This window comes from Paenibacillus sp. B2(2019) (genome assembly GCF_008370385.1).
Lineage (GTDB): Bacteria > Bacillota > Bacilli > Paenibacillales > Paenibacillaceae > Paenibacillus_AQ.
The window spans coordinates 328,726-348,618 of sequence record NZ_VTZR01000021.1 but is presented as its reverse complement, the minus strand read 5'-3'; the positions used below and the strand labels follow the sequence as shown (position 1 = coordinate 348,618).

Annotated in this window: 18 protein-coding genes; 7 read left to right on the top strand and 11 right to left on the bottom strand. The window is 45.1% G+C overall.

Annotation, left to right across the window (positions count from 1 at the left end; genetic code table 11):
- Window positions 1-41: 41 nt before the first annotated feature.
- The 10 genes from PAENI_RS20645 to PAENI_RS20600 form a co-directional block, all read right to left on the bottom strand.
- Window positions 42-1,160, bottom strand: coding sequence for a hypothetical protein (locus PAENI_RS20645; RefSeq protein ID WP_149646579.1), 1,119 nt, complete (start codon window positions 1,158-1,160; stop codon window positions 42-44).
- A 116-nt stretch (window positions 1,161-1,276) separates the two neighbouring features.
- Window positions 1,277-2,707, bottom strand: a complete 1,431-nt coding sequence (locus PAENI_RS20640; protein ID WP_149646578.1) for an ABC transporter substrate-binding protein — start codon at window positions 2,705-2,707, stop codon at window positions 1,277-1,279.
- A gap of 114 nt (window positions 2,708-2,821) precedes the next feature.
- Window positions 2,822-3,694 carry a carbohydrate ABC transporter permease gene (locus PAENI_RS20635; RefSeq protein ID WP_149646577.1) on the bottom strand — a complete coding sequence of 291 codons (873 nt, stop codon included), beginning with the start codon at window positions 3,692-3,694 and terminating at the stop codon, window positions 2,822-2,824.
- A complete protein-coding gene (locus PAENI_RS20630) occupies window positions 3,691-4,608 on the bottom strand; it encodes a carbohydrate ABC transporter permease (RefSeq protein ID WP_262495667.1) in 918 nt (305 codons plus the stop codon). Before PAENI_RS20630 ends, PAENI_RS20635 begins: the two co-directional genes overlap by 4 nt.
- A 136-nt stretch (window positions 4,609-4,744) precedes the next feature.
- Complete coding sequence (locus tag PAENI_RS20625; protein ID WP_149646576.1) at window positions 4,745-6,523, bottom strand: cache domain-containing sensor histidine kinase; 1,779 nt, start codon at window positions 6,521-6,523, stop codon at window positions 4,745-4,747.
- A 35-nt stretch (window positions 6,524-6,558) separates the two neighbouring features.
- Window positions 6,559-8,187 carry a response regulator gene (locus PAENI_RS20620; RefSeq protein WP_149646575.1) on the bottom strand — a complete coding sequence of 543 codons (1,629 nt, stop codon included), beginning with the start codon at window positions 8,185-8,187 and terminating at the stop codon, window positions 6,559-6,561.
- A gap of 208 nt (window positions 8,188-8,395) precedes the next feature.
- Complete coding sequence (locus tag PAENI_RS20615; protein WP_149646574.1) at window positions 8,396-8,941, bottom strand: GNAT family N-acetyltransferase; 546 nt, start codon at window positions 8,939-8,941, stop codon at window positions 8,396-8,398.
- A 4-nt stretch (window positions 8,942-8,945) separates the two neighbouring features.
- Window positions 8,946-9,317 carry a cupin domain-containing protein gene (locus tag PAENI_RS20610; protein ID WP_149646573.1) on the bottom strand — a complete coding sequence of 124 codons (372 nt, stop codon included), beginning with the start codon at window positions 9,315-9,317 and terminating at the stop codon, window positions 8,946-8,948.
- Window position 9,318: 1 nt separating this feature from the next.
- A complete protein-coding gene (locus tag PAENI_RS20605) occupies window positions 9,319-9,852 on the bottom strand; it encodes an NAD(+) diphosphatase (protein WP_149646572.1) in 534 nt (177 codons plus the stop codon).
- Between the two features lie 36 nt (window positions 9,853-9,888).
- Window positions 9,889-11,364, bottom strand: a complete 1,476-nt coding sequence (locus PAENI_RS20600) for an amidase family protein (protein ID WP_149646571.1) — start codon at window positions 11,362-11,364, stop codon at window positions 9,889-9,891.
- Window positions 11,365-11,634: 270 nt separating this feature from the next.
- On the opposite strand from PAENI_RS20600, the gene PAENI_RS20595 reads away from it, so the two are divergent.
- The 7 genes from PAENI_RS20595 (at window position 11,635) to PAENI_RS20565 (ending at window position 18,915) form a co-directional block, all read left to right on the top strand.
- On the top strand, window positions 11,635-12,480 hold the full coding sequence (locus PAENI_RS20595; protein WP_149646570.1) for an STM4015 family protein: 846 nt from the start codon (window positions 11,635-11,637) through the stop codon (window positions 12,478-12,480).
- Window positions 12,440-13,777 carry an STM4014 family protein gene (locus PAENI_RS20590; protein WP_262495666.1) on the top strand — a complete coding sequence of 446 codons (1,338 nt, stop codon included), beginning with the start codon at window positions 12,440-12,442 and terminating at the stop codon, window positions 13,775-13,777. Before PAENI_RS20595 ends, PAENI_RS20590 begins: the two co-directional genes overlap by 41 nt.
- A complete protein-coding gene (locus PAENI_RS20585; protein ID WP_042185413.1) occupies window positions 13,777-14,559 on the top strand; it encodes an STM4013/SEN3800 family hydrolase in 783 nt (260 codons plus the stop codon). Before PAENI_RS20590 ends, PAENI_RS20585 begins: the two co-directional genes overlap by 1 nt.
- A gap of 22 nt (window positions 14,560-14,581) precedes the next feature.
- Entirely contained in the window at window positions 14,582-15,931 is a 1,350-nt protein-coding gene (locus PAENI_RS20580; RefSeq protein WP_149646569.1) for an STM4012 family radical SAM protein, read from the top strand.
- The gene (locus PAENI_RS20575; protein WP_149646568.1) at window positions 15,928-16,794 is read left to right on the top strand and encodes an STM4011 family radical SAM protein; all 867 of its coding nucleotides are present in this window, start codon (window positions 15,928-15,930) and stop codon (window positions 16,792-16,794) included. The genes PAENI_RS20580 and PAENI_RS20575 overlap by 4 nt, the downstream gene beginning before the upstream one ends.
- Before the next feature lie 157 nt (window positions 16,795-16,951).
- On the top strand, window positions 16,952-17,680 hold the full coding sequence (locus PAENI_RS20570) for a glycerophosphodiester phosphodiesterase (RefSeq protein WP_149646567.1): 729 nt from the start codon (window positions 16,952-16,954) through the stop codon (window positions 17,678-17,680).
- A gap of 17 nt (window positions 17,681-17,697) precedes the next feature.
- Window positions 17,698-18,915, top strand: coding sequence for an SLC45 family MFS transporter (locus tag PAENI_RS20565; RefSeq protein ID WP_149646566.1), 1,218 nt, complete (start codon window positions 17,698-17,700; stop codon window positions 18,913-18,915).
- 100 nt (window positions 18,916-19,015) lie between these two features.
- Here the strand turns inward: PAENI_RS20565 and PAENI_RS20560 are convergent, their stop codons facing one another.
- Window positions 19,016-19,834 (bottom strand): GGDEF domain-containing protein, encoded by an 819-nt coding sequence (locus PAENI_RS20560; protein WP_149646565.1) that lies wholly within the window; start codon window positions 19,832-19,834, stop codon window positions 19,016-19,018.
- Between the last annotated feature and the right edge of the window lie 59 nt (window positions 19,835-19,893).

Sequence of the window (19,893 nt, the reverse complement as noted above, 5' to 3'; positions counted from 1 at the left end):
ACATTATGCAGCTCTTGCTGTGAACTATATGTTGAAATCTCTTACTCGTCTCCTCCAAGCTGCATACAATCGGTTATATCCATGATGCCGACCCAGAGCACGTTATGTGCATCGGAGAACGTGAATGTAATCTTACGGCTGTCTGGACTAAATGATGGATGCGGGTGTCCGGGATGGACTCCACGGCATGGCAGTTCGCACAGCAGCGTAGAGCGTTTCGTAATCGTATCTATCAACACAATTTTGGAAATATCGGGCTCTTGCGTATCCGCTGCCACATACCGACCATCAGGGCTAACTCCGACATGCCAATACCTGTAGTCACCATTTATGAATTCGTGCCCCATGCCCCGTTTTTCCACAAAAAGTATTCCGCTTGGTTGATCTGGACTATGTGGGTACTTCACGAAGTATAGCCCGCTTCCATCAAATGCCCAAATTTCGTGTCCCACGTATTCCACATGCTGTCCGCTCGCATCCTTCTTCTGCGGGTATATGTTGCGTGTTTCTCCAGTTCGAGTGTTAATTGTCCATAACCGATCCCGGATATGCTCCGTTGTGCCCTCATGACAATAGAACATCAGCTCCCGATCAACCGGATTGATCATTGCATGATTCGCTATCGGGTAAGGTTCTTCAAACAAAGGGCGAGCTACTTCGTTGACTTCACCATTCTCAGTATTGACCGTGCCGATCACCCAACTCGCGCCTCGATAAGCAGAGTCAGATGAGAGAATCCCCGGGTGCTGCTCTATCCAATAGACGCCAAGCATTTTGCCGTCATTCGTAATTGATAGTGGTCCTTGGAAAAAGCAATGTTCCTTCAGCACACATACTATGCGCCGTTCACCGCTCCAAGCATCGATGGCATACAGTTCGTTCCTATCGAATAAATACAAGATATCATCACAGGATACAACCCCGCGCCCCCAATCCAAACCTTTCTCAAGCACTTGCATCTCGCTCGTTTCCGTATCGAATCGCACAATAATTCCTGCCCATTCCTTCTGATTCATATCCGTGTGCACGATCAAGTTCCTACTGTCCGACAGCCATGTCATCGCCGTAATATAATGGTGAGCTGTATCGCGTCCCTCACACCCTATCGCAAGGATCGGCAGCCCAGTAATTTTGTCTGTAAACGATGTTCTCACCAGCATCTTGATTACCTCCTGTTACTGTGCAGCTCGCCCTCCTCCATGCCTTTCTGCGAAGGAAGGCATGAGGTGGAGCGATAATCTATGATCGAACGGTTCTTTTGGGTATATCGTGCAATTTATTTTACAGCCACCTTGGAGAGTATTTCTTCATCAAATTTCTTCGCCGTAGCATCAAGCAACGCTTTGACATCCGCATCTTTATTGGCAAACACCTCTTGCAGAACATTAGCCAATGCTGCATAGCACTCCTGTCCATTATACGAGGGCTCTGGAACACCTTTCATTAACTTGACCACTTCAGGATCGAATCTGTAAACGTTATCCGGATATTGATCGACAAGTTCCGCAATTTTTTTGCCATACTCTGAATCTGCTTTGTAGTAAGCAGGTGCCCCATAAAGGTATACATGACCTTTGGCTTTCCGGTCCTCCAGAATCAGCTTCATTTCTTCGAGTCCGCTTTCATTAAACAAGTCGAACGTTACGTAATTAAATGCCGCTTGCTGCACCTCAGGTGTTTCTTGTGGATTTATAACATCATAATTACCACCCAGCACACCGGTATGATCGCCACCCTTTTCCATCGATGGAATTGGAAGAATCATCAGATCTTCCTTATTCATACCGCCATTGTTTACCGAATCCTCAATTTTTTCACCTAATACCATAGCTGCTCGGCCTTGTTTGAATAAATTGTATACATCACCGTAGTTTAAAGCCCAGTTCTGAGGGAGTGCATCGCCTTCCCATCTTAATTTCTTGACGAACTCCATCGCTTTGATTCCGGCATCGGAGTTGAACGCGGACGTTATTTTGCCGTCGCTTACATTTTGTGTCGTTCCACCTGCCGCGTATAAGAAGTTCGTCCAGTTCCATCCTCCTTCATTGCCTTTGGCCATCATGGCAAATCCGGCAATTCCTTTGGCAGGATCGGCAGTCAACTTAGCCGCCTCATAGAAATCATCCCAAGTCCAGTCAGGTGTCGGTAACGGAACGTTTTTAGCTGCAAATAGCTTCTTGTTGATCATGACCGACATGATATAGCCGTTAGCAGGTATGGCGTACATTTTGCCATCGAGTTCGAAAGGCCCTGTCAACTTATCGTTGAAATCGTCTTTATGCTCATAACTTGTTAGAAACGGAGTTAAATCCGATAGCCATTTGTGTTCTAACAGCACCTTTCCTTCTGTGGCAGGCGTACGGAACCAGGAAGGAGCTTGATGTGCCGCCATCTTAATACCAATTTCATTCGGTGAATATTGCCAATCATTTTTTTTCAAGGTAACATTCGAGTATTTCTCTTCAAATCGTTTCATCTTTTTACTAACCATTTCGATTCCACTAATATTATCTGACTTCGGAAATTGGACGGTCATCGTGACTGGAGAAATCTTCGTTGCCGTATCAGGGCTAGCCGAGGGTTCGCCTGTTGCCGTACTTCCCTTGCTGCCTGTATTTCCAGTATTACTGTTGGTTCCACATGCGGATGTGATCATCGTCAAAGCGAGGAACGTCATGATGATAAGATTCTTTTTCTTGTTTTTCAACTTGTATTGCCCCTTTCCTATCTTGGAATTGTGTGGATGACAAGTTCATGATACATGGACGGATTTTTGAATTCGATGATGTATTCAGGGATTGTGATGATGGATCCACCTGGACTATCCTTTGACTCCAGAAAGATTAAGACCATGCATAATATTTTTCTGAAAGAACAAAAAGAAGAGAAGCGGTGGGACCATGATCACGGTCAATACACTGAACTTGACGTTCCAAGTTAAATTGAGCGATTGAATAATATTACGGTACACCACAGACGCAAGCGGATACTTCTCAGGTGAAGTCAACACTAAAGACGGCCAATACCAATCGTTCCAGGTTGACGTAAAGGAAAATATGAGCAATGTTGAGAAAACAGGAATGGACATCGGTACAGCAAGCCGGTAAAAACAATGTAATTCTGATGCCCCATCCAAACGCCCCGCTTCGAACAATTCCTTATTGATTCCATCAAAAAAGCTCTTAAGCAGCATAATATTGAATGCACTAGCACCTGCAGGCAGCCAGAATGCCCAGTAAGAATCGATTAATCCCAAACTCTGCAGGTTCAAAAAGCTAGGAATCATGTAAGTTGCACTAGGAATCATGAGCGTGCTCATAATAAAAAGTGTGATCCCCTTTCGGAAGGGAACCTTCATCTGGGAAAGGCTAAAAGCAGCAAGACTTACAATGAGTAAAGCAATAACGGCATTCCCACCAAAAAGAATCAGCGTATTCCATAAAGGCCGAATCAAATTCACATACTTGAATCCCTCCGAATAATTGCTCCATTGGAGTTGGTGCGGGAAAAGGCTTGGCGGAAAGGTGAATATCTCCTGATTGGTTTTGAATGAAGAGAGGATCGTTGTCGCAAATGGATATAACATCGTCATGGCGAGTATGAGAAGGGCTAGCAACATGATAGAGTATCCAATCTGAACCGATCTTTTCTTGAAATCAAACGAAGACATAATACTGCGCTCCCGATTAGTCATGCTTCTTTGCTCCTTCCTTGGAAGTGGTAAAGTACGATGGACAGTGATGTAAGCACCAAAAACATGAGAACCCCCATAGCAGAAGCTCTTCCATAATTTAAGTTCGTAAATGCTTCATTAATGATCTGATACATGTACGTAAGGGTCGCATTGTTCGGGCCGCCTCCCGTCATTGCCATATGGGTCATAAAACCTTGTGACGTACTGATCAACTGCAGAATGAACAGAAGGACATATAGGTGACGAATGCCGGGAATCGTAATATGGCGAATTCGCTGTAGAACTCCTGCTCCGTCAATTTCGGCGGCCTCATATAAGTCCTTAGGGATCCCTACAATACCCGCTAAATAGATCAGTGTTGTTCCACCAAATGCTTGCCATGTTTCTGCTATAACAATTGAGATCATGGCTATATTTTTATCGGTCAGCCACATAAACTGATGATTGCTAAGCCATGATGCGATCTGATTCGCCGGTCCTAGCGGATCGTACAACCATTGCCACATGCCATAGAGTACAACAGCCGGAACAATATGTGGCAGATAAACGATTAATCGCATGACTCCTTGAAACCGCCGTAGCTCGGATATTGCAATGGAAACGATACTGGGTACCCAGAACCCGAGCAGCACGCATAGAAACATATAATAGATTGTGTTCCATACAGAAATACCTAAGACACTGTTCGCAAACACCTCGCGATAATTGCTCAGACCAACGAATTTACTACCACTTATGAAGTCTACATTCATGAAGCTGTACATAACCCCTTTAGCAATGGGCGTCCAAAGAAACAAACTAAATACGATAATTGCTGGCAACAGGAAGATAATCCCCCATAAATAATCTCTGCTTTTTTTGATAAATGGGTTAACCGCCTTTCTGTCCTGAACGCTTGCGGCTTGTGTGAACACCCCCTCACATCCTTTCTCTTGGTATACTCCTGATTATATAGATAACCGGAGATAGACCCCATGACGACTCCTCCGAACTCTATGATGGATTCTCTTCATTAATAAAACCGCCCTATTCGGGCGGTTTCCAAGGTGATTATTCAGTATACCGGGCTAAATCTTCTTCGGAACGAATAACCGGAAGCTTAATCAAGACTTTCGTTCCTCCCTCTTCCCTTGCAGAATAAGTCAGTCCGTACGTGTCTCCGAATCGTAATTGGATACGTTTATGTACATTACGAATTCCAAAACCTTGGTCAGGAGCAGCCGTGCCCGACAGAATTGCAAGAATTTTCTCCAAATCCAGCGGCCGGAATCCATTATCCTCAACGGATATAAGTAGAGTACCCTCCGACTCCCCAATGCCGATCGATACTTCTCCCTCCCCGTCCATTTTACCGATACCATGGAGAATACTATTTTCTACGAGGGGTTGAACGATAACTTTTGGCAGAAAATAGCCCTCGGTGCCCTCTTCCATATGAATGTGGAAATGGAATGAATGATTATACCGTTTCTCCTGCAGATGCAAATACGCTTCGACGTGATTCAATTCTTCACGAATTGTAATGATTTCTTTGCCACGGCTTAAACCGATCCGCAGCATCGTCGACAAGTCCCTGACCATGTCAGCTACTTCTGGCACGCCTCCCCGGATCCCATACCAGTAAATAGAGTCTAATGTATTGTAAAGTAAATGCGGCGTTATTTGAGAATGCATCAGGATCAGCTCAGACTCTTTCTGCTTGATTTCCATCACGTATTTCTCTTTGACCAACTGATTCAACCGTTCCGTCATCAAATAGAAGGAGCGGTATGAAGTACCTATCTCATCTTTTCTATCCGCTTCTGCATACCTTTTCATTTCTTTCCCCGGCTCATAGGAACGGGTGAGGCTGGCTAGTCTCGCCATCGGCCGCAAGACAGATTTCCCTAAATAAAATAGGAAACACAAAATAACGACGAAATAGCATATCGCGGTAATTCGGATAATATCCTGTACTTCATTATAGGAACCTAATAAAGAGCTGAGTGGAATCTCATAGATGAGTCGATTAGCATACGAAATGCTGTCATGATAGACAAACATATGACTGTTCGTAACCCACACGTTCGGCAACAGTTCTTTCCCGTTATTCGGTATGGAGAAGGTTGATTCAGCAGTATCCGAACCGACCAGAACCGTACCTTCTTTCGTATCGGTTAGGAATACTCTCGTATGCTCTGGAAGCGTAATGGAGTTCATTTCCGTAATCAGCAGATTTTCGATCTCCGTAGCCACTAATACACTGATCGGCTCCCCCCCATTAGATAGATCCGTGACAGCTCTTAAATAAGCGATCGTTTTATGCGATTTTGTATTGAAGCCGAACTGATGAATACGCTCTACTAAGCCTCTTCCGTCTGCCTCAATCGCTTTTCTGATCCATGTTCTTTCGTTCAGATCTTCAATAAAAAAAACGCCTGAGCCAGATATATTGGTAGCAGGGGCAAAATAATAGTTCGTTGGTCGTTTCGTCAATACAAACAGAGAGTAGTTCACATTCGTGGAGTAGTTATCCAGCATCGTCTCTGTTGCAATGTACTTTTGTATACTTTGTTTCACATCCAATGCACTGTCATCTCTCCATTGCTGTATGAGATCGGAACTCATGATTGTCACTAACTTCTGGTCAATGGAATCCATCACTCTATCCATCGTCGCATGATTTTGTTTATTTAATTCGGACATGGCTTTCCCGACCTGCATTTTGATCGAAAGGGTAGCCCGATTGGAGGCAAACCAAAATATGAGCAGCATTGGAATGAACATAAACAATATGACAAAGAGCGAAGCCTTCTTCGTTAATCGTTGCGACTGCGCGCCTCTGAACAATGAGATTTCCCCTCCGATCCACTTCAATTTATGGGTTACTCGCGGACAGCATTGGGACTCTCCCCGTAATATCGTTTAAACACACGGCTAAAATGCTCCGGTGATTCATACCCTACCTCGTCTGCAATTTCATAGCGCTTCTTGTGCGTGTTCATGAGCAGTTGTCTGGACTCCTCCATTCGCAACCTTGTCACATACTCCCACACCGTTTCGGCTATTATTTGCTTGAATAAATAACTCAAATAGTTGGGGCTTAAATGCACATAGCCCGCAATATCCTGTATTTTCAGCCCTTTCTTCCGATAATTCTGGCGAATATATGCAATGGATTGCTGGATAATCGCCTGGTCATGATCAGTCATGGATGCATGGATAAGCCCGGCTGCTTCCGTTAAAAAGTCAGTGAGTCGTTTCTTGATTTCGATTCCTGTGAGTGGAAATTGAAAAAACAGGATGGGATCAAGCACCTTATACTGGTCGCCTACCGTCTCTTTCATCTCCAACAAGGTGGCATAAATTCGATAAGCGATACTCAGCGGAATGCCTGCAGTGGAATCGTCACTTTCGAAAATGAGCGAGATATCTGTAATAAATCGGTGGATTGTTCCCTGGATGTCCTCCAGTTTTTTTCCGGTCTTGATACTTTCAACGAAAAACTCAGTTTTTTCTTGCCAATTCACCTGTACTGATGCCTCTTTCAAGGAGAAATCCTCGGTATAAAATACATTGTGGTCTTCGTACAGCGCATGCCATTTTACAGCTTTGGCTGCTTCACGATAGCTCTCGGGGAGTGCGGGCAGACCTAACCTTATAGGACTAATACCGACAACTGCCTCTATATGTAAATATCCTCGGATGTTGGTTACAATCGTCTTTCCGATCATATTCAGCTTTGATATATTTTCCGCCCTTCTCTGAGCATTATCGAATTCATTAAACTGTAGAATCGTTACAATCTGATTACCTTGACCGTAAAAAGCCACCGCATTCCAGTCTGCCAATGTCTCCTCGATAATATTGACAGTCGCGTACTTCAGCAAATTTCGATCCCGTAGCGAGTGGATTGCTCCACCTTCTGCTCCAGTCCGTTCCCAAAAGAGCTCAATGACAAGCAGCAAATAATAGGGTCCTTCAAGCTTTATGCCGATTTGTTCAAAAATAAACAGGTAATCGTCGGAATTCTCCAAGTATCCTGTTATCACTTCATTCAAAATATAGGATCGCAAGGATAACATCCCGGTCATGGAAAATTTGAGCTTTAATGAATCTTCCAGAAAGCGTTTATATTTCCCATCGCGTTCTGACAGTTCCGCACCCACGACTTGAATTAATTGAGGCAGCAGAACGGGTTTAATCAAGTAATCCCTCGCCCCCAGCCGAATACACTTCTGCGCATATTCGAAATGATCGTATGCCGATATGACAACGACGGGTATACTCGGTTTCTCGGACAGAATGGATTCCATCAATTCAATGCCATCCATCCCATCCATCTGGATATCTGTCAGAACAAGATCAATGGACTCCATACGCAAATAATCTAAAGCTTCATAACCGTTCGATGCAGTCAATACTTGTGAAATGTTTAAATCAGACATCTCCAGGAATTCCTTGATGCCCTGGCATACAATCGCTTCATCGTCTACAACTAATACTATGTACATGCGCCCACCCCCTTGTTGCGATGAAACTCCTATATAGTGCAATTTAACTTCAACTATCTGTTATTGTTCATTATGTATTCAACAAAAAGCATCTGTCGATGATCAATCCTTTGAAAAGTATGATGTTTCCATCCAACATCATATCATTGATTACGTACAAACAAAGAAAAAAGCGCCTAACGGCGCTGATTCTTTATAGTGGATCCAGTTAACCTTCTGTGTTAATAATTCCATAATGAATAAGGTCATCATATTTATTTTCTTTATAGATATGCTGCATGAATATGCCTTCCTCCACCATGCCACATTTTTGCATCACCTTCCCAGAGGCGGGATTTGAAGCAAAGTGTCTAGCAAAGACTTTATGATAATGCTTATCTGAGAAAGCAAACGCAATGATCGCTTTTGTCGCTTCAGTCGCGTACCCTTTCCCCCAATATTCCTCACCGATCCAATATCCAACTTCACCATTTCTGTGTGCTTGCTTATTTGTCAGTCCTATAGCTCCATAAAGCTCGTTTGTATCTTTATCCGTAATGGCAAACTCATAGGATTTATTATCGTTAAAATGATCTTCATGCGTTTCAATCCATGATATTGCACATTCGATAGTGTATGGATAAGGTAGAGTCAACGTACTTTTGTAGATATTATAATTATTGCAGAGGTCAGAGACGCGTTTTGCATCAGATAATTCAAAGGGTCTCAAAATCAATCTTTCGGTCGTCATTGTTCTTTTCTCTTGATTAAACATTGTTTTACCTCCGCTCAAGAATCTCTTGCTCCATCGGCATCGTCAAACTCATATTCTCAGCTTCTATCACTATCGCTGTTAGTCCTGTCTCCGTGCGTGTCTCATGCCACTCGCCCTTGTCCCAATACACGGCAGAGCCCGCACTAACTGGAATTTCTGCTTCTTCCCCAGCTCTGACCCAGCCTTCTCCGCTAACGACCAGAAACAGCTGTGGAATCGGAGCCTGATGCCAGCCAATAAGTCCATTCACGCCCAAGTGCATACAACCAACATGTGGAGAAACCGCCTCTGTTAGTATTCTCGACATATATAGCTGCTGGCTGCCGAATGCATCAATAGACTTACCGACTTCTTCTGAAAAACTAAATACTCGCATTTTAGACGGATCCTCCTACCGACACTGGATTTACCTGTACCTGATCTGCATGCAATTTTTCAATAATCGCCAACAGGAAAGTTTCGGCTAGACTATTCTTTTTAATAGCACTGGCGGCCTCTTCCAAAGTAAACCATTCTGCATGATCTACCTCAGCACTCACCTGACTCAAGTCCTCCGTATCTGCAACACCTATAAAATTCAGCATCAGCGTATTAGAAGGTGCGAAATACAAGCTGCGCATATATTCATAAGCTACAATATCAATTCCTACCTCTTCTTTTACCTCACGAATAAGTGTGGTTTCCGCATCTTCACCTTTATTCACGTACCCTGCAAGCAATATATAATCTGGTCGGTTATACTGCTGAATCAATAGAATCTTATTCATATCCCGATTTAATACTGCTGTACTGATCGCCGTGCTAAAAATAGGGAATCTGAACGTTTCGCATGCATTACAATAAGGTACCTGCCCTTCCCCATCGCTTTCTTTCATTACCAACGCTGTTCCACACTCTAGACAATATTTCAAGCTGATCTCTTCCTTCTATAATAAAGTAGTCAATACCTATTCCAGTTGCGGTGGAACACGATGCTGCGTAGCTTGTTCAAACCCGTAGGCTATGGATAGGAGCGTAGGCTCACTATAGGCTTTTCCGGAAAAAACTACACCAAAGGGCCCCCGAGTAGGATCACCATCAGCATCAATAATGCCCTGTTCTACATACCCTGCCGGAACGGTAATTAACGGATACCCCAAGCGTGCCGCAATATACATACCATCTACATCACCTGGCAGTAATAGCGCATCCAAACTATATTGTTCCAACACATAATCTATTCCTTGCTCGAGCGCTAGCTTTCTGTATTCTTGTTTCTTTTGCTGATACTCTTCTTCGGTTAAAGTTACTTCCTCTGACCTAGTTAATGTGTCTTGCCCATATTGTAATGCGATTTCAGCATGGATCTCATTATACGCTATCAGATCTTGCAAAGAGTGAATCGGAACGGAATCATCTACTTGGGATAAATACGCATTGAGCCCCTTTTTAAATTCATAACAGATCACATCATTATTCCAGTTTTGTTGTTCAACGTAAAGCGTAACCGGATCTATAATCGTAGCCCCTTCATTCTTCAAAGTCTGGATAGCTGCTTCCATAATTGAAAGTCGCTCTGCATCTAAATGGTTATAATAATGCCGTGGGATGCCTATTCTTGCTTGCCGTATAAAGCTTTTATCTAAAAAAGGAGTATAGTCCGTAAAAGCATGCTTCTCGCTCGATAATGTTGCTTCATCCTTGTCATCTACTCCCGTTAATGCCCCCAAAATAATCGCCGCATCCGTAACCGTTTTAGCAATAGGTCCAGGAGTGTCTTGGCTAACTGAAATAGGAATCACTCCAGTACGACTGACTAATCCGACCGTTGGTTTGATCCCGACGAGTGCATGCTGACAGGCTGGCCCAACAATTGATCCTGCGGTTTCCGTTCCTATCGAGGCTGCTGCCAAATTCGCCGCAATAGCTGCCGCAGGTCCAGAACTAGATCCGCTGACAAATACGCTCCCAGGCCCGTAAGGATTCAGCACTAGCCCTCCCCGGGAGCTATACCCAGCTGGCATTGAACTAGACATAAAGTTAGACCACTCCGACATATTCGCCTTTCCAAGCAAAACAGCTCCTGCCGACCGAAGTTTCGCAGCTACGAAGGAATCTTTTGCAGCGAATGATCCTGCTAAAGCTATTGACCCAGCACTCGTATGCATCTCATCCGCAGTATCTATATTATCCTTCAACAATATAGGAATACCGTGTAGACTTCCCCGACTTCCTTGTTCCCTACGTTCAATATCCAGTGCTCTAGCGATGTCTTTAGCCTCTGGATTGATTTCTAAGATTGCGTTTATGTCTATATCGTACTTATGAATCCGTTCCAAATAGGCTACTACCAAATCTTCTGAGCTGACTATGCCTGCTTCCATAGCCGCTTGCAGCTTTGTAATATCCGCTTCTATTATCCATTCCTGAATTTTGATCTTCATCAGAGCAGCTCCTTCAAGTATAATCGCCTTCGGCGTCCTTATAAGGACGGTAAGCGTTTAGCGAGAAATATAAGGATAAAATATAGTGTGAAACGTATACTTTCTTATATTTCAAAATAATGTAATTCTCCCTAGCATAAACCTACCATAAATGATTAGCTCAAGGACATGACGAATTTGACTATAATTATTTAAACCTGTGATTTGACTCCCTCGGCTACAGATGATAGGGTATTTTCGAAGTTAAATTTTTCCGGGAGGGAATGGCCCATGACGGAAGTAAAGCTTAGTATCGGATACGACGAATTCGAAGAAGGCCAAAGAATTGGCACTGAAATTGAGAAACTTAGTATCAGCCCTGAAAGTTCTTCGCTGACAAGTCTAATTATCGGTGATTGGGGGCAAGCCTACGAAAATAGTTCAGAAGAAGTTATAGAGTCACTGGTTACGCATAGTGCTAGTTTCCCTGCTTTGCGCAAGCTTTTCATAGGCGAAATGGGCTATGAGGAATGCGAGATTTCTTGGATTACCCAAAGCGATCTATCACCGTTGCTCCCTGCTTTTCCAGAGCTACAGTCACTCACGATTCAAGGTGGGAATGAGCTGAGCCTCTCAGAACTCAAACACGACAAGCTAGAAGAACTGATTATTATAAGTGGAGGCTTAGGTAAAGCCGTTCTTGAACAGATTGCTACTAGCCAATTGCCGAATTTGCGCAAGCTGGAGCTATATCTCGGCGTAGATAACTACGGATTTGACGGCAGCCTAGCAGATCTTCTCCCTCTTATAGAAGTAGGAAAGTTCCCTAAGCTTACTTATCTAGGTTTAAAAAATAGCCAGATCCAAGATGAGATCGCAGGTGCATTAGCAAATGCTCCTATTCTGGATCAGCTAGATACGCTCGATCTATCACTCGGTACCCTAAGCGATGAGGGGGCGGAATTGCTTCTAGCCAGCGACAGAATCAAAAAATTAAAAGCATTAAACCTAAGCCATCATTATATGTCTGACGAGATGATTACCCGCTGGAAGCAAAGTGGATTGCCTGTTGATGTTAGCGACAAGCAGGAAAGCGATGATGAGGAAGACTGGCGTTATCCTTCCATCACAGAGTGAGCCTCTCATGAGGCCGATGATCGTTATCGGTATTCCCGGTGATAAACGGACTAGCGGCATCCAGCAAGCGCGTTCCGATCTTGGAATGCCCCCTGCCATTATTTTATCGTACGCTGAGTTTCTGCAAGGAAGATCGTTAGGTGATCTTATGGAAGAACAGAAGAAACAGATACCCCGTCAGTCCTCCGTTTATAACGGAGTAGATCTCAGTGCAGCTCCCCCGCTACTGAGACTGGAATCGCCTGGCAGCAGCTTCGAGATAGAACGAGCCATTATCGCTCTGGGTGCACCGGATTCGGATGATATGGACGATTCCCTTCATCCCTTCGCCAATAGGCCTGATCCGCGACCACTCCGCGTGAAGGTAGCCCGTCAATTGAAGGAAATGCAAGGTGTCCTGCATCATCCATCTCAATGGTTCCGTGGCTACTGCCGAATGCTGGCTAGACTACAGCGAGAGGCCAACACCGCGTGTCCAGGTTCGCTGTGGTTAAATGACCCTACTGACATTGCGGCCATGACCGATAAACGCCAGACACAACAGATTCTGAGCGAGGCAGGGATTCCAATCCCTCGCCCAGTAGGCGAAGATCAGCAGCCTACGGATTATGACTCTCTCCGGGAGATGATGTTATCCCGGCGCATGCACCGGGTATTCATTAAGCTGGCCTTTGGTTCTGCCGCTTCTGGAGTGATCGCCTATCAAATCCATCCTGTGACGGGGGCCGAAATTGCCTTAACAACAGTGGGGGTCGAGGATTACATCACTCGACCACCCATTTACTATAATTCCGGTAAACTGCGACGGTACACGGATACCGCCACAATCTCGGGAATTATGAACTGGATCTACCAGCACGGTGCTTATGCTGAGCAATGGATCCCTAAAGCGGGGCTTAAGGGAAAAGCATTCGATATTCGCCAGCTAGTCGTTCTCCGCGAGGCCTGCCACGCGGTTGCCCGGGTCAGCCCTACACCAATTACGAATCTGCATTTACGCAACCAGCGGATGTCTCTTTCGGAAGCCGGTCTGTCTGAATCCGTACAGGAGCAGGTGCGGAATACCGCTGTGCAAGCACTGGCTGCTTTTCCCCGTTCCGGGGTAGCCGGAATCGATGTACTCGTATCCGAGGGTTCACAGCAATGTTTTGTCGCGGATGTCAATCCATTTGGCGACTTGCTGTACGATGTGAAATACCGCGGCTGCAGCACCTACGAATGGGAAATGAAGGTATTGTCGGCTAGAGACTATATCACACCTCCCTCCACACCGCTTATAAAGGAAGGATTATCTTAATGGATATGAACACCATCGTCGGCACTCATGACATTCTTATGATCACACTTGATACTCTTCGTTATGATGCTGCTGTTATGGAAGAATCAAACTGCCCGAACTTGTGTGGAACCGGATCATGGGAGAAAAGACATACCCCAGGCAGCTTTACCTATGCGGCTCATCACGCCTTCTTCGGCGGTTTTTTGCCTACTCCAGCCACAACGGATAAGACGGAACATATCCGAATGTTCCATTCCCGAAACACCGGAATGAAGACGCATCCCCATACCTGGCTGTTCGATACACCCGATATCGTATCCGGGCTTGCTGCCGAGGGCTACCGTACGGTTTGTATTGGGGGCGTTATTTTTTTCACCAAAAAAAATCCACTCGCTCGTGTGTTACCAAGCTATTTCCAGCAAAGCTACTGGCGGATGACGTTCGGGGTCACCAATCCGCGTTCCACAGAGCATCAGGTGAATCATGCCTTGAAGCTGTTGAAGGATACTCCGGGCGAACAAAGATTGTTCATGTTCCTCAATGTCTCAGCCATCCACGGGCCGAACCATTATTTTATACCCGGTGCTAAAAAGGACTCCGTAGACAGCCAGCGCGCCGCACTCCGCTATGTGGATGGTGAACTGGGCCGATTATTCGATGCCTTCCGGGAACGCGGTAATCCTACCTTCTGTCTGGCGTTTTCTGATCATGGAACCGCTTTTGGCGAAGATGGCTATCAGGGGCATCGCTTGGCTCACGAGACCGTATGGAACGTCCCTTATCGGGAATTTATTTTATAAAAGGAAAGGATGGAGAACTGTTATGACGTTATCGTCCTTCTCTTTAGAAGAGCTTCACCAATGGAAAGACAATATTACTGCTAACCCTTACCGATCTTATCTGTATTCCTATCCACACAAAACAGCTTACAGGGATCTACAGCCTCCGATACCACTAGAATCCTTATGGCGAGATGAGCCTGCAGAATCTTTTTTTCTATATATGCATATCCCGTTTTGCGGTGCTCGCTGTGGATTCTGCAACCTGTTCACCTTGCCTGATAAACGCGCGAATGTTCACGCTACATACGTAGACGCGCTAGAACGTCAAGCCAAGCAGTGGGCCGCGTTCACCAAACATAAGCCGTATGCCCGTTTCGCGATTGGTGGGGGTACGCCTACATTACTGGCGGCAGATCAACTTCGCCGCTTGTTCCACATTGCCGTTGATACGATGGGCCTAGATACGAGCTCAGCCTCCATCTCGGTGGAAACTTCACCGGAGACGATCACCGAAGAGAAGCTGAATATTCTAAAAGAATATACGGTGGATCGGGTCAGTATGGGCATTCAAAGCTTTGTCGCAGCTGAATCAGCGGCCATCTATCGACCTCAGAATCCGGATGAGGTGTATCGCGCACTGGAGCTGCTAGGAAAATATGATTTTCCAATTCTAAATTTGGATTTGATCTATGGTCTTCCGGGGCAAACTGTCGACTCTTGGCTGTATTCTCTAAATCAAACGCTTAGCTATGATCCTGAGGAAATCTTTATTTATCCGCTCTACACCCGTGAGCATACCATCGTAAAGCCTGGGGATATCCAGCGTCAGGAGGATATTCGACTAGACTGCTATAAGGCCGCTGGGCAGCTGCTTAAAGCCAGAGGTTATCGCCAATATTCCATGCGCCGTTTCGCCAAGGAAACCGCAGGAACGGATAAACGCATTCTTGACTACAGCTGTCAGGAAGAAGGAATGGTCGGGCTAGGCTGCGGGGCTAGGTCCTATACTCGCAATGTGCATTACGCTTCCCGTTATGGGGTGAGCCGTAAAGCAACCGAGAGCATTATTGCCGATTACGTCAGTGCAGATCGTTACGATACGGCAGATTACGGAATTGTGCTAAGTCTGGAAGAACAGAAGCGCCGCTTTATTCTAAAGGCGATTTTACATAGTGAAGGTCTGAGGCTTGAAGATTATAGTCTGCGCTTCGGAAATTCACTCTGGCGTGATTATCCTGAACTGTCTAACCTGCTTCATACCGGCTTAGGGAAAGAAGAAGATGGAGTATTACGCCTCACTACTGAAGGCATGGGCTACTCCGATTCCATCGGTGATTGGTTTATTTCAGGGGAGATACGAGAGCAGATGGAAAGGTTCGTATTGCCATGAATGCGGTCCTCTACTACCGTGGGTCTCTCACCTCCTGCAACTATGACTGCCCCTACTGTCCTTTCGGCAAAACAAGAGACAGCGCAGCCACTCTCGCGAAGGATCGGCAAGGATTAGAGACCTTTGTCGAGTGGGCCTCTCTGCAAGGTACAGCGGGCCATCGGCTGTCTATCTTTTTCAATCCTTATGGCGAAGGGCTGATTCATCGCTGGTACAAAGAAGCGATGATCTCGCTCTCCAATATGGAGCATGTGAAGAAGGTAGCGATTCAGACGAACCTTTCAGCAAATCTTGACTTCATTCATAAGCTGAATCGAAACAAGGCTGCCTTTTGGGCTACTTACCACCCCGGACAGGTGAGCGAGGATAAGTTTCTAACGCAATGCATGACCTTGTACGAAAATGATGTGCCTTTCAGTGTAGGGAGTGTTGGGATCCGCAGCGCCTTTCCAGCGATAGCCTCGCTTCGCGCAGCATTACCGGAGAGAGTATATCTATGGGTCAATGCTTATAAAGATAAACCGGATTACTATACTGCCGATGATCTTTCCATTCTGAGCAACATTGATCCGCATTTTGCTGTGAATGCTATGGATTACGAGAGTCTTGGTCAAACGTGCAACGCTGGAAATAAAGTCTTTTATGTACAAGGCGCTGGACTGGTGAAACGCTGCTATAAGGACAGAGGTGTCATAGGCAATCTCTACCGCGATGGCTTGGAAGGCCTATCCGCTGTAAGAGCCTGCCGAATGAAGGTATGCGACTGTTATATCGGTTATATTCATATGCCAGAGCTGAAGCTGCAAAACATCTATGGATCAGGTCTGCTGGAACGGATTCCTTATGGTGCTATGAATCATTGAAGCAAGAATTTGCAGAAGGTTAACTGCATGTTAAATTTCAAGAAATAGAGCCCTGTCAGTATTTCTAGACAGGGTTTCTTGTCTTCGTGTGGAATATGAAAAGTAGCCCTCGTCTACAGGGCGACAGCAAACACTAAGTTGGAGGGATGAATAGCTGATGAAAAACATTATTAATTTTGCGCATCGCGGCGCATCGGCAGTGTGTCCGGAAAATACTATGGCAGCGTTCCGCAAAGGTCTTGAGTTAGGTGCAACCGGGATTGAAACCGATGTACAAATGACCAAGGATGGCGGGCTTGTTCTTATTCATGATGAAACCCTAAACCGTACGACAAGCGGAAGCGGCTACGTGAAGGATAAAACCCTTGCAGAAATTCTGGAAGTGGACGCGGGCTCTTGGTTCAGTCCTGAGTTCAAAGGCGAGAAACTCCCCTTGCTAGAAGATTTGTTAGATCTGCTGCGAGGTCGAGATACAGTACTGAACATCGAGTTTAAAAATGGTACTTTCTTTTACCCGGGTATGGAGGAAAAGGTTATCGCGGCTGTACGGGAGTTCAAGATGAGCGATCGCGTGATTTTTTCAAGCTTTAACCATTATTCATTAGCTCACAGTAAAACGATCGCACCTGAGATCAAGACAGGAATTCTATACGGGGAAGGTCTGTACCGTCCTTGGGATTATGCAGCTACGTTTGGCGCAAACGCACTACATGCTTATCATCAAGCGGTGCTTCCTGAATTCGTCGAAGAAGCAGCTAAACATGGCATCGCTTATCATCCTTGGACTGTTAATGATCCAGAGCGGATGAAGGCTTTAATCGAAGCTGGAGTGTCAGGTATTATTACAGATCATCCAGATGTGCTGGCTGGGCTTCTAGCTAAATAATAAGGGAGTGTGACTGTGTGAAAAAAGTCTGGTTGCTCGGATTCGGCTTTTTCAGCATCAGCATTACGTGGAGTCTGTATAACGCATTTGTACCCTTTTTTCTAGAAAAATACGTACATAGTGTGGCACTTATCAGCTTCTTGATGACGATTGATAATTACTTTGCCTTATTCCTGCAGCCTTGGATTGGCAACCGTAGTGACCGCACTACCTCGCGTTTTGGACGCAGAATGCCTTATCTTATGATCGGTATGCCTTTCGCTGCCGTGCTAACCATGCTGATTCCGTTTCATACCGGACTATTTACACTTCTGTTGTTTATGATGCTAATGAATCTGGCCATGAGCTTATACCGTTCACCAACCGTCGCCCTCATGCCGGACATTACGCCTGAAGAGCAGCGTACAAAGGCAAACGGGCTGATTAATTTCATGGGTGGGTTCGGTTCTATTCTCGCTTTCGGTGTAGGTTCTATCCTGTATAAATCAAACCCAGCGCTACCGTTTATCGTTGCTGGACTGATTACCTTATTATGTCTATTTATCGTATCTCGCTTCATTAAAGAAAATCGGGACGGCGTAAACGTGCAAATGAAGCTTCCTTCAGAAGCAGCTACTTCCACCAAGCCCTCTCGTATTTCCTTTCGAAGTCAGCTTGACCGTACCACAGTATTTTTGCTAGCGGCGATTTTCTTCTGGTTCGTAGCATATCAAGGCGTTGAGACACTGTTTACCTTATATGGCAAACATCATCTCGGCCTAAGCGAACAGGCGGCCTCTTTCTCGCTCACTTTCTTCTCTTTGGCTTTTGTGCTATTCGCCATTCCGAGCGGTTGGCTGGGCGGAAGATTCGGGAAGAAAAAAATGATCATCATCGGCGTATGCGGACTAATGACCATTTTTGCTCTCGTCGGTTTTGCAAAGGACTTATTGCTCCTTCGAGGGTTACTGTTGCTAGGTGGAGTCTTCTGGGCTTGTATTAATATCAATTCCTATCCTTATGTTGTGGCAACAGGGACAGAAGAGAGCATTGGTACACGAACAGGGATGTATTATCTCGTCTCTTCCCTTGCGGCCATCAGTTCGCCTCCACTACTCGGACTTATGATTGATATCTTTGATTACTCGATCCTGTTCTACGTGGCGGCGATTAGTATGGCAGTTGCTCTTGTCTGCTTGTTCCTCATGAAAGGCCGCAAGGATGTGACTAACAGCATTCATTCGCCTGGCGCATAATTTCATTTCAAAGAGAATAGTTAGTCCAATAAAAATAGCGGCAGTCGTGGACCTATTGTAAAGGTTCATGGCTACCGCTTGTATTTTATACCAACTCATTCTAATTCTTATAGACGGAGTAACGCCCCGTACCAAGCTGTTTGGCAGCATACATCGCTGTATCTGCTTCATTTAGCAGCCTAAAATGATCCACCTTACCATGACTTATGCTGATCCCTATACTCATGGATACGAACAAGTTATGTTCGCCAAGCTGGTAACTCTTAGTCGTCTTCTCCAGAATCCGCACAGCAAGCTGCTCCGCTTCCTTCTGAGTGCTACCTTTGGCGACAATCACAAATTCATCCCCGCCGACGCGGAAAATATGACGTTTTCTTTTGCTGGAGAATTGAATTAGGTTTTTACCCACTTCTTGCAGCAATAAGTCCCCCACATGATGCCCCAAGCTGTCATTGATCGATTTGAAACGATTCAGATCCAGAAACAAAACGGCAAGCTGCTCATTTACTTTGCATCGATCCCAAAAATGATCCATTCCATTCTTATTCAATAACCCCGTTAAAGCATCCTTATACGCCAGTTCTTTCAATTGCTCTCTTTCAGCCAATACTAGATTCATGCGTGTAAGTAAAAACATACATAGGGCTATCGTAAGACTATAGACCACCAGCGGTATAATAACCCCATCATCGGCCACTTCATTTCCCAGTAAGGTTTCTACACCTAGCTGGTGCATGATCCATAGGGAGGCGATGATAATGATCACGGAAAGACCGGTATGAATCGCTCTTTTTTGAGGCGTTTTAGATGAAATATCCCGGTAAAGTCTTAGCACTAAATAACCGGCCGCTGCTGCGATGAGAATGGAGAATAACGTTTGTAAGTAAATCTGGACCTCTGCCACCTTAAATTCGCACATCCTTCTGACTACAAAAATAATTAACTATCTGAGCAATTACTATATTAAAATGCTCTGAA

Bases quoted from the DNA above. Each gene is read 5' to 3' on its own strand.
- PAENI_RS20615 (WP_149646574.1), bottom strand. From the start codon at position 8,941: ATGTTTAATCAAGAGAAAAGAACAATGACGACCGAAAGATTGATTTTG.
- PAENI_RS20645 (WP_149646579.1), bottom strand. From the start codon at position 1,160: ATGCTGGTGAGAACATCGTTTACAGACAAAATTACTGGGCTGCCGATC.
- PAENI_RS20620 (WP_149646575.1), bottom strand. From the start codon at position 8,187: ATGTACATAGTATTAGTTGTAGACGATGAAGCGATTGTATGCCAGGGC.
- PAENI_RS20570 (WP_149646567.1), top strand. From the start codon at position 16,952: ATGAAAAACATTATTAATTTTGCGCATCGCGGCGCATCGGCAGTGTGT.
- PAENI_RS20600 (WP_149646571.1), bottom strand. From the start codon at position 11,364: ATGAAGATCAAAATTCAGGAATGGATAATAGAAGCGGATATTACAAAG.
- PAENI_RS20585 (WP_042185413.1), top strand. From the start codon at position 13,777: ATGGATATGAACACCATCGTCGGCACTCATGACATTCTTATGATCACA.
- PAENI_RS20560 (WP_149646565.1), bottom strand. From the start codon at position 19,834: ATGTGCGAATTTAAGGTGGCAGAGGTCCAGATTTACTTACAAACGTTA.
- PAENI_RS20595 (WP_149646570.1), top strand. From the start codon at position 11,635: ATGACGGAAGTAAAGCTTAGTATCGGATACGACGAATTCGAAGAAGGC.
- PAENI_RS20610 (WP_149646573.1), bottom strand. From the start codon at position 9,317: ATGCGAGTATTTAGTTTTTCAGAAGAAGTCGGTAAGTCTATTGATGCA.
- PAENI_RS20590 (WP_262495666.1), top strand. From the start codon at position 12,440: ATGATGAGGAAGACTGGCGTTATCCTTCCATCACAGAGTGAGCCTCTC.
- PAENI_RS20580 (WP_149646569.1), top strand. From the start codon at position 14,582: ATGACGTTATCGTCCTTCTCTTTAGAAGAGCTTCACCAATGGAAAGAC.
- PAENI_RS20575 (WP_149646568.1), top strand. From the start codon at position 15,928: ATGAATGCGGTCCTCTACTACCGTGGGTCTCTCACCTCCTGCAACTAT.
- PAENI_RS20635 (WP_149646577.1), bottom strand. From the start codon at position 3,694: ATGACTAATCGGGAGCGCAGTATTATGTCTTCGTTTGATTTCAAGAAA.